Genomic DNA, 4579 nt, shown 5'->3' with positions numbered 1-4579 from the left:
TACTGCAGGGGGGACCCTGTGGGAGAGTAGGACGCCGCCGAACAATCATTGTGGGAAAGCCCCGCACCGTCATGGTGCGGGGCTTTTCTGCGTTCGCCACCAGGTTCTGGGACTCGGCTGGGTATCCTGGGCAGCGTTCCCCTGGAGGACACGATGACAGCACAGCAGTGGGAAGACGGCGGGCCCCTCATCCCCCAGCCGGCGATGACACGGGAAGCCCTGCGGGACGCCGTGCGCCGGATCGACATGGCCAACCTGGCCGTGCTCGACAAGGAATGCAACGAGGCCTTCGACCGTGCTGCGGAGACGGGCGCCATCAACCCGCTGCGGTTCTTCCTGATCAAGTGGGCCACACATGTGGCGATCCACCGCTGGCCGGCCCGTTCGGCGGCGCTGCACGAAGCGGAGCGGATCGCGGGTGATCCCGACGCCACAGAGGAACAGTTCCGCGTCGCCATGGAGACCAGCAGCCGCATCCTGGCCGAGGCCCAGCGCGAGATCGGTCAGTGACCCGGCGCGGTGAGGGCGTGGAGAACGACAGCGGCTGGGCCTGGGAGTGCGACCCCAGTCGGCTGTGGGTGCTCGGCGACATGCCCGCGGCCCAGCAGGAGCTGGTCGGCGCCGTCATGGACGGCCTGGTCGACCTCGCCGCGATGGCCATCGACCCCAAGGACGGCAGCCTCTACGAGGACCCCCACCCCATGCGGCTGCGTACGTACGAGGACGAACACCTCATGGTCTGGTACCAGACCATCGCGCACCGCAGCCGGGTCTACCTCAAACGCGTCAACCTCTGACCTCCGCCGGCCGGCGGGACTGGTCCCTCGGAAGCCGTTGCCGTACCGATCATGGAGAGTGTCGATCGAACGGGAGTCCCGATCGGGTGATCGCGGGCTTGCCCGGCACGAGAGCAGGGCCTGGCGGTGTACAGGGAAAATCCAGGGGAGCGGGCGACGGCGCGCTGCTACGGTCGGGCGCCATGAGTTGGCTTCCCGATGACTTCGTCCACCCCGTCCTGGTACCGCTGCCGGGCGGTGACCATCACCTGCGGCCGATCCGGGAGGCGGACACCCCGCTCGACTATCCGGCGGTGATGGGTTCGCGCGAGCGGCTGTGGACCGTTTTCGGTCCGGCCTGGGGCTGGCCTGCGGCCACCATGACCTACGAGGCCGACCGGGCCGACCTGTTGCGGCACGAGAAGGAGATCGCCGCACACCAGTCTTTCAACTACGCGCTGTTCGACGCGGCGGAGACAGCTCTGCTCGGCTGTGTCTACATCGACCCTCCGGAGAGGGCCGGCGCGGACGGCGAGATCTCCTGGTGGGTGGTGGACGAGCTGGTGGGCAGCGAGGTCGAGCAGGCCCTCGACGCGCTGGTGCCGCAGTGGATCGCCGCCGACTGGCCGTTCGAGCAGCCGCGCTTCCTCGGTCGCGAGATCTCCTGGTCGGACTGGCTCGCCCTGCCGGAGCATTCCGTCACGTAAGTGGTTGTTGCCCGCAGCGATCTCGAAGGCTGTCGATCGATCGGGAGTCCCGATCGGGAGTCCCGATCGGGTGACCGCGGCGGTTTCCGCGGGTGAAAGCAGGCCTCCAGGTAGCTCGGGGGTGCGATCCCATTCCGAGTGGTTCCCGCAGGCCCTGTTGTTTTTGTCGTACGTGCCCGAGCGTGTTGTCCTCCGGTGCCGGCCTGGTTCCAGGGGCGGGGTGGACGGTCCGAGGGCTACTGCCACCGGCAGCTGTTGGACGCGATCCCTACCTGGTCGCGGGCGGGATCTCGTGGCGGGCGATGCCCGCGGACTTCCCCGCATGGGCACGGGTCTACGCCTTCTTCCGCCGCTGGCGCGAGCACGGGCTGATCGCCGTGTTCCACGACCGGCTGCCTCACGCGGCTACGACGGCGGGAAGAAGGCGCCAGGCCGCAAGCGGCACATCGTGACCGACACCCCCGTGCGGACCGACGGCGGCCACACCGGCTCCCTCGTCGGCTGGTGCCGGGACAAGCTCGCCCTGACCTTGGAGATCGTCAGGCGCGCCGACGACACGGCAGGGTTCGTGGTGCTGCCGAGGCGGTGGGTGGCAGAGCGTACGGTCGCCTGGTTGATGAACTCTCGCCGCCTGGCCCGAAGTGGTCCGTGCCCCGTGGATCGCTGCTGTCCCAGCACGCCCAGAATGCGCTGGTAGTCCGGCGCCAGAACCGTCGCCGGCAGCCCTTCCCGCCAGGGCGGCACCGTCGAGCCCGGCACCGGTGCGAGCGACAGCACCGCCTTCTCCTCGGCCTCGGTCCCGGTGGTGGCCTCGGCAGCCGAGGCTGCCAGGGCCTCGATCAGCTCTTCCCGCGCGATCACCCGCCGGTCCAGCGCGATCTTGGTGGTCTCCAGCACCTCGGCCAACCGGGCGACTTCCTCCCGTAGCCCATCCACTCGCACACGGGCCGTTGTCTCCCGCTCCTCCAGCACCGACGCCATCGATCACCAGGGCGTGACCGTCCGAGGCCGCAGCTCGGAAGAACTCCGTCAAGCGGATGAAGAGGTCGCGGGTCCAGTCCAGCGACGTGGGCGAGTCCCAGTTCTGTGGGTAGACCTCGGCAGCGGCGAGCTCGGACTGGTCGACGCCTTGGATCAGTTGGCCATAGGTCATCCGCGTCAGTGCGTCGGCGGCCAGCCTTACCCGGTCGGCAGTCACGTACCGGGGCAGCCCGTAGCCCCGGTCATCGGCCTCGGGGATGGGTTCCTCGCCGTACACGATGTCGAGCGGGAACAGCGAACGCTTCAGCAGGAGTGACGAGCCTCGGCCGGTGTGGTCCCTTCGTCGTCCTCCTGCGCGTCCTGGATCTCCTCGGCGAGATCCAGGGCCCGGGTCAGTTCGCCGGGTGTGACACGCAGGTACTCGCCGTTCATGCTCACGGGCGACAGCCGGAGGAGAGGCTCCGACAGTGGGCCCGAACGAGCGTCGATCGCTCGTGCACGGGAGTGGGGGGACACCACGGTGCGCGGATGCTGAGGGTGGCCGACGAGAAAGGGCGTCGGCGTCCCGGTGCAGTGGACGGCCGCCGGGCCAGCGGGCCGGCGGCAACGGGCCTGTGGTCAGGCGGGGCGGCAGGCCGCACACACGTGGTTGTCGATCGCGGCCATCAAGTCCTGAGCCGCCGCCTGCACGGCGCGATCCCCGTCGCCGGTCAGCCTGTCTGCCAACCCCTGCCGTCGAGCGGGGCCTGGTGGGAGGCGTACCGCCTTCGGCAGTCGCACCTCGGTGTGGGCGGGCGAGGTGCTGTCTGGGCTGGTCGAGTGAGCTCGGAGTCCTGGTCTCGGAAGAGGTAGGAGCCGAGGACGAGGAGAACGGCCTTGAGCTGGTTGATCGCCTGGGCCCGGGACCTGCGGGACCTGATCGCGGAAGCCTTGGCCGTCCTGAACAGTCTGGGTATTTCTGCAGGTCCGCCGCAGGCCTTCGCGGGCGCCCCCTCGTCCTGCCGGTGATCACTGTCGGGCTGATTGACCTCGAAGACCGTTATTCCCTGACTGCGGAGGTAGCGGGCTGAGTACGGCGCCGTATGAGCCCGTGCGCTCCACCCCGGCCCGGCCGAGGTGGCCCAGGGTCCGGGCCCGGTCCGGTCAGTGCTCGTAGCCCTCGGCGGTCGTCGGGAGGCTCCGGCTCTCGACGAAGACGCCGGCGGCGGCCGAGACTACGGCGGCAACGTGGACGTCCTTGTGCGTGTCGACACCCAGCACGATGTCGGGGTTGTCGTGGTCCAGCGGGGTGGGCTGGCCATTCCGGTCACGGTCACCTGTGTCTCCTGCCACCACGACCGTGACGGTGCCTCTCGCGAAGGCCGCTATCGGGACACGCCCGGCGGTCCAGCGGCAGCGAGTACCGTCCCGAACAGTGGCCGGCAGATCGAACGCGAGGCACCAGGGCCAGTCGTAACGGGTGGCCACCGCGCAGAACGTCTTGAGCCATCGGTCGGCACTGCAGGTACCGGCCGTTTCGGCGCGAGGAGTACGTCGCAACGGTGCCTCATCGGGCGACCGCGTCGGCCCGGAACCCGCGGTGCCCGCCTGAGGGCACCGGTCGCGTGCGGGCGTGCTCGGCAGGACGTCGAGTCGACGCCCACCATGCTGCAGTCGATCCGGCCAACTGCGTCAGCGTCGGCCGGGACGGCCCGCAGGGCCTTTCCCCCGTGCCGTCCACCGACCACCTGCGATGTGGATCTCCGAGATCGGCTGACCACCCAGCTGCCGTCCGTTTCCGTTGGCGAGCGGCGGAAGCGCTCCTGCACGGTCTGCCCGCCCCCTCTGCTTGAACCTGGCTCGGCGGGCGCCGTGACCTGGGTGGGGAGGGACGTTTTGACTCCTCCCGGGCACGGTTGTAGAGTTGAACAGTTGCCTGGAGCTGAAGCGCTCGGCAGCGGCCCCCACAAGGATTCACTTTCGAGTGGGGACACTCGACTCTTCATTCGGGAATCGAAGCCGGAGAAATCCGGTGGAAAACTTCTGATAGAGTCGGGACCGCCGGAAAGGGAAACGCGAAAGCGGAAACCTGGAAAGCGCCGAGGAAATCGGACACGAAAGAGTCTGATAGAGTCG

Annotated in this window: 8 protein-coding genes and 2 pseudogenes; 5 read left to right on the top strand and 5 right to left on the bottom strand. The window is 68.9% G+C overall.

What is annotated here, in order from left to right; genetic code table 11:
* Nucleotides 1–153 precede the first annotated feature (153 nt).
* The 4 genes from ACIPXC_RS34955 (at nucleotide 154) to ACIPXC_RS34940 (ending at nucleotide 1935) form a co-directional block, all read left to right on the top strand.
* On the top strand, nucleotides 154–510 hold the full coding sequence (locus ACIPXC_RS34955; RefSeq protein WP_401626517.1) for a hypothetical protein: 357 nt from the start codon (nucleotides 154–156) through the stop codon (nucleotides 508–510).
* 17 nt (nucleotides 511–527) lie between these two features.
* Nucleotides 528–797 carry a hypothetical protein gene (locus ACIPXC_RS34950; protein ID WP_386466207.1) on the top strand — a complete coding sequence of 90 codons (270 nt, stop codon included), beginning with the start codon at nucleotides 528–530 and terminating at the stop codon, nucleotides 795–797.
* A 182-nt stretch (nucleotides 798–979) separates the two neighbouring features.
* Nucleotides 980–1483 carry a GNAT family N-acetyltransferase gene (locus ACIPXC_RS34945; RefSeq protein WP_401626515.1) on the top strand — a complete coding sequence of 168 codons (504 nt, stop codon included), beginning with the start codon at nucleotides 980–982 and terminating at the stop codon, nucleotides 1481–1483.
* 302 nt (nucleotides 1484–1785) lie between these two features.
* The gene (locus ACIPXC_RS34940) at nucleotides 1786–1935 is read left to right on the top strand and encodes a hypothetical protein (RefSeq protein ID WP_401626514.1); all 150 of its coding nucleotides are present in this window, start codon (nucleotides 1786–1788) and stop codon (nucleotides 1933–1935) included.
* Here the strand turns inward: ACIPXC_RS34940 and ACIPXC_RS34935 are convergent.
* From ACIPXC_RS34935 to ACIPXC_RS34925, 3 genes and pseudogenes are all read right to left on the bottom strand, one after another.
* On the bottom strand, nucleotides 1889–2380 hold the full coding sequence (locus ACIPXC_RS34935; protein ID WP_401626519.1) for a hypothetical protein: 492 nt from the start codon (nucleotides 2378–2380) through the stop codon (nucleotides 1889–1891). The two genes, ACIPXC_RS34940 and ACIPXC_RS34935, sit on opposite strands and share 47 nt — an antisense overlap.
* A 145-nt stretch (nucleotides 2381–2525) precedes the next feature.
* A pseudogene (locus tag ACIPXC_RS34930) lies at nucleotides 2526–2741 on the bottom strand (DUF1877 family protein); the annotation flags it as partial.
* A gap of 26 nt (nucleotides 2742–2767) precedes the next feature.
* Nucleotides 2768–2902, bottom strand: a complete 135-nt coding sequence (locus ACIPXC_RS34925; protein ID WP_401626512.1) for a hypothetical protein — start codon at nucleotides 2900–2902, stop codon at nucleotides 2768–2770.
* Between the two features lie 438 nt (nucleotides 2903–3340).
* Between ACIPXC_RS34925 and ACIPXC_RS34920 the strand changes: the two genes are divergently transcribed.
* Nucleotides 3341–3472, top strand: coding sequence for a hypothetical protein (locus tag ACIPXC_RS34920; protein WP_401626509.1), 132 nt, complete (start codon nucleotides 3341–3343; stop codon nucleotides 3470–3472).
* A gap of 135 nt (nucleotides 3473–3607) precedes the next feature.
* Here ACIPXC_RS34920 and ACIPXC_RS34915 read toward each other — a convergent pair whose 3' ends face one another.
* Nucleotides 3608–3799 carry a hypothetical protein gene (locus ACIPXC_RS34915; protein ID WP_401626506.1) on the bottom strand — a complete coding sequence of 64 codons (192 nt, stop codon included), beginning with the start codon at nucleotides 3797–3799 and terminating at the stop codon, nucleotides 3608–3610.
* Between the two features lie 176 nt (nucleotides 3800–3975).
* Nucleotides 3976–4205: pseudogene (locus tag ACIPXC_RS34910) on the bottom strand (IS5/IS1182 family transposase); the annotation flags it as partial.
* Between the last annotated feature and the right edge of the window lie 374 nt (nucleotides 4206–4579).

The sequence above is a fragment of the Streptomyces sp. NPDC090021 genome (genome assembly GCF_044748225.1).
Classification (GTDB): domain Bacteria; phylum Actinomycetota; class Actinomycetes; order Streptomycetales; family Streptomycetaceae; genus Streptomyces.
This window is presented reverse-complemented; position numbering and strand designations above follow the sequence as displayed.

Excerpts from the sequence above, each read along its gene's own strand:
- ACIPXC_RS34955 (WP_401626517.1), top strand. The coding sequence starts at position 154 with ATGACAGCACAGCAGTGGGAAGACGGCGGGCCCCTCATCCCCCAGCCG.
- ACIPXC_RS34945 (WP_401626515.1), top strand. The coding sequence starts at position 980 with ATGAGTTGGCTTCCCGATGACTTCGTCCACCCCGTCCTGGTACCGCTG.
- ACIPXC_RS34940 (WP_401626514.1), top strand. The coding sequence starts at position 1,786 with ATGCCCGCGGACTTCCCCGCATGGGCACGGGTCTACGCCTTCTTCCGC.